Source organism: Halarchaeum acidiphilum MH1-52-1, assembly GCF_000474235.1.
GTDB lineage: Archaea > Halobacteriota > Halobacteria > Halobacteriales > Halobacteriaceae > Halarchaeum > Halarchaeum acidiphilum.
Map to the genome: position 1 here is coordinate 1 of NZ_BATA01000132.1, position 2,228 is coordinate 2,228.

General features: G+C 68.3%; 6 protein-coding genes. 2 read left to right on the top strand and 4 right to left on the bottom strand.

The window, feature by feature from the left end; genetic code table 11:
* A partial coding sequence (locus AOZ13_RS15810; RefSeq protein ID WP_148294610.1) for a PGF-CTERM sorting domain-containing protein occupies positions 1-165 on the top strand: 165 nt, incomplete at its 5' end.
* A gap of 67 nt (positions 166-232) precedes the next feature.
* Here AOZ13_RS15810 and AOZ13_RS14090 read toward each other — a convergent pair.
* The 3 genes from AOZ13_RS14090 to AOZ13_RS13465 are packed head-to-tail and all read right to left on the bottom strand — an operon-like array spanning position 233 to position 1,235.
* Positions 233-433 carry a hypothetical protein gene (locus AOZ13_RS14090; protein WP_021780864.1) on the bottom strand — a complete coding sequence of 67 codons (201 nt, stop codon included), beginning with the start codon at positions 431-433 and terminating at the stop codon, positions 233-235.
* Positions 390-548 carry a hypothetical protein gene (locus AOZ13_RS14280; protein ID WP_020221499.1) on the bottom strand — a complete coding sequence of 53 codons (159 nt, stop codon included), beginning with the start codon at positions 546-548 and terminating at the stop codon, positions 390-392. Before AOZ13_RS14280 ends, AOZ13_RS14090 begins: the two co-directional genes overlap by 44 nt.
* A gap of 48 nt (positions 549-596) precedes the next feature.
* Entirely contained in the window at positions 597-1,235 is a 639-nt protein-coding gene (locus AOZ13_RS13465) for a uracil-DNA glycosylase family protein (RefSeq protein ID WP_021780865.1), read from the bottom strand.
* Positions 1,236-1,348: 113 nt separating this feature from the next.
* Between AOZ13_RS13465 and AOZ13_RS13470 the strand changes: the two genes are divergently transcribed.
* Positions 1,349-1,708 (top strand): winged helix-turn-helix transcriptional regulator, encoded by a 360-nt coding sequence (locus AOZ13_RS13470; RefSeq protein ID WP_020221500.1) that lies wholly within the window; start codon positions 1,349-1,351, stop codon positions 1,706-1,708.
* Here the strand turns inward: AOZ13_RS13470 and AOZ13_RS13475 are convergent.
* Entirely contained in the window at positions 1,705-1,980 is a 276-nt protein-coding gene (locus AOZ13_RS13475) for a MarR family transcriptional regulator (protein WP_020221501.1), read from the bottom strand. The genes AOZ13_RS13470 and AOZ13_RS13475 overlap by 4 nt on opposite strands.
* Between the last annotated feature and the right edge of the window lie 248 nt (positions 1,981-2,228).

Here is a 2,228-nt window from a genome sequence, read left to right on the forward strand (position 1 = left end):
ACCAGCACGTCGACGAGCGCTAACGCGACCTCCACCAGCACGTCCTCCGCGACCTCCACGAGTAGCGAGGAGAGCACGAGCGGTGGCTCGTCGCCCGGCTTCGGCGCCGGCGTCGCCCTCGTCGCGCTCGCCGGTGCGGCCCTGATCGCCGTCCGCCAGCACTAACGCGTTCGGCATCCGACCGTCGTTTTTTTCGCTCTCGTCGCCCCCACGCCGCCGACGAGCCGCGCGCCTACCGATCGCGACCGGCCGGGAACGCGACGCGATCCGGGTGGTCAGTGAAGCGTTCGAGGATCCGCCGGTAGCGTTCGTTCTTCACCCGCCGGCCGCGTTCGGCCGTGACGAGGTAGCGCAGGCGGAGCGTGACGAACGTCCCCTCGGGCGCTCGGTCACTTCGAGTTCGATCGGCGTCTCTGCGAGCGGGGGACGTCACCGTACGCGTAGCCGGAGAGCGCGCCGGCCGCGAGCGGTCCCCCGGCGCCGAACGCGAGACCGCCGGCCATCGCGCAACCGACGGCGAGGAGCAGGGGGACGTACCCGCGTTTCACGACACGCGATGCGGGGGGCCGGCACAAAAAACCGACCGATCGGTCGCGTCAGCGGACCCGGTACGGCTCGGGACCGGTGAGGAAGCGCCCGAGGTCGGACTCGCGGCGGTAGTCTCGGGCCATGAGTTCGGCGAGCGCCGTCGCGAGCGCCTCGTCGTCGCCCGTCTCCCACTCGCGCGGGTCGCGAACCGGGACGACGAGGAAGCCGCTGCCGTGGATCTCCGTGCCGTGCATCGCGGCCATGTCGGCCGTGTCCACCTTCTCGCGACGCGCGGTGTACTGTTCGAGGACGTGCTCGGTCGCGGCGCGGCCGACCGGGAGGAGGACGTGTGCCGTGATGGCGCGCAGTTCCGCGTCGAAGAACGGTTCCATCTCGGCGTAGTCGGCGGCCGTCGGCGACCGTTCCTCGTCGAGGACGCCCATGTGCCGGTAGGACAAGAAGAGGTTGTCAACGCCGGGAGCGTCGCCGGGATCGGTGACGAGGTCGACGGCCGCGAGGGCGTGCTGGAGGCGGACGGCCGCGTCGGTGCCGGTGAACGGGACGCCGGTGTCGGCGCCGCCGTGCGCGCCCGGGTGATCGCCGACGACGTGGAAGTCGGCGTTCGCGTCGCCGTAGCCGGGGACGTACGCGTCGGTGTCCGGTCGCATACCGAACGGGTTGCTCGTCCGGTCGGTGACGTTCTCCATACGCTCACGAGGCGGTACGCGAATAAGAGTGGCGTGCTTCGCACGGGGCGACTACGGACGGTAACCCGATTTCCGGAGGTAACCTTTTTTCTCTCGGGGGTCTCAGCGTACCTGTGAGCGAAACCGAGCGGCTCGAGATACAGTGCCCCGGGGAGGAGTGGTGTCCGATCACCGCGACCGCCACGCTCATCGGGAAGAAGTGGCACCCGGTCATCATCCACCGGCTGCTCGTCAACGGGCCGGCCGGCTTCAACGAACTCCAACACGAGGTCGATGGCATCTCGAGCAAGGTGCTCTCGGAGAGCCTCGACGACCTCGAATCGAAGGGCCTCCTCGATCGGGAGGTCATCGAGGAGAAGCCGATCCGCGTGCGCTACTCGCTGACGGAGACGGGCGAGTCGCTGGAGAAGGTCGTGCTGGCGCTCGCGGAGTGGGGTGACGAGTACCTCGAAGCGGGCGAACCGACGGCTTAATCGAGAAGCGCGGCGCTCTGCTCGTCCGACGCCTCGGCGTCCGATTCCGTCTCGACGGCCAGCTGATAGAGGTTCTGCCGGGCGTCCGGGATGTAGATGTCCTTCTGGACGACGTCGTTCTCTTGGAGCCGTTCGAGGGCGTCCCGGACGGTCCGCTGAGAGAGCCGGGACTTCTCGACGATCTCCTTCTGGGTCAGGCCACCGTTATACTCGAGCACCTTGAGGACGAGCTTCGCACTCGGCGGGAGGTCCTGGACCGTCTCTTCGTTCATCGTGTCTGGTAAAACGAACGCCATCAATATAGTACCTCGGTAACGCTCGCGTGAGGGGGTTACCTGCAGGTAACCGGACGCGCTCGGCGATCCGGGCGCCCGATCGCGGCGCTCGACGCGGCCGCGACCACTCGCTCGACTCGGCGCGAAAAACGAGGGTTCGAAACGTCGCTCGATGGGTCCGAACCCGCTACTCCTCGTCGCCCTCGACCGTCTCCTCCTCGTCGCCCTCGACCGTCTCCTCCTCG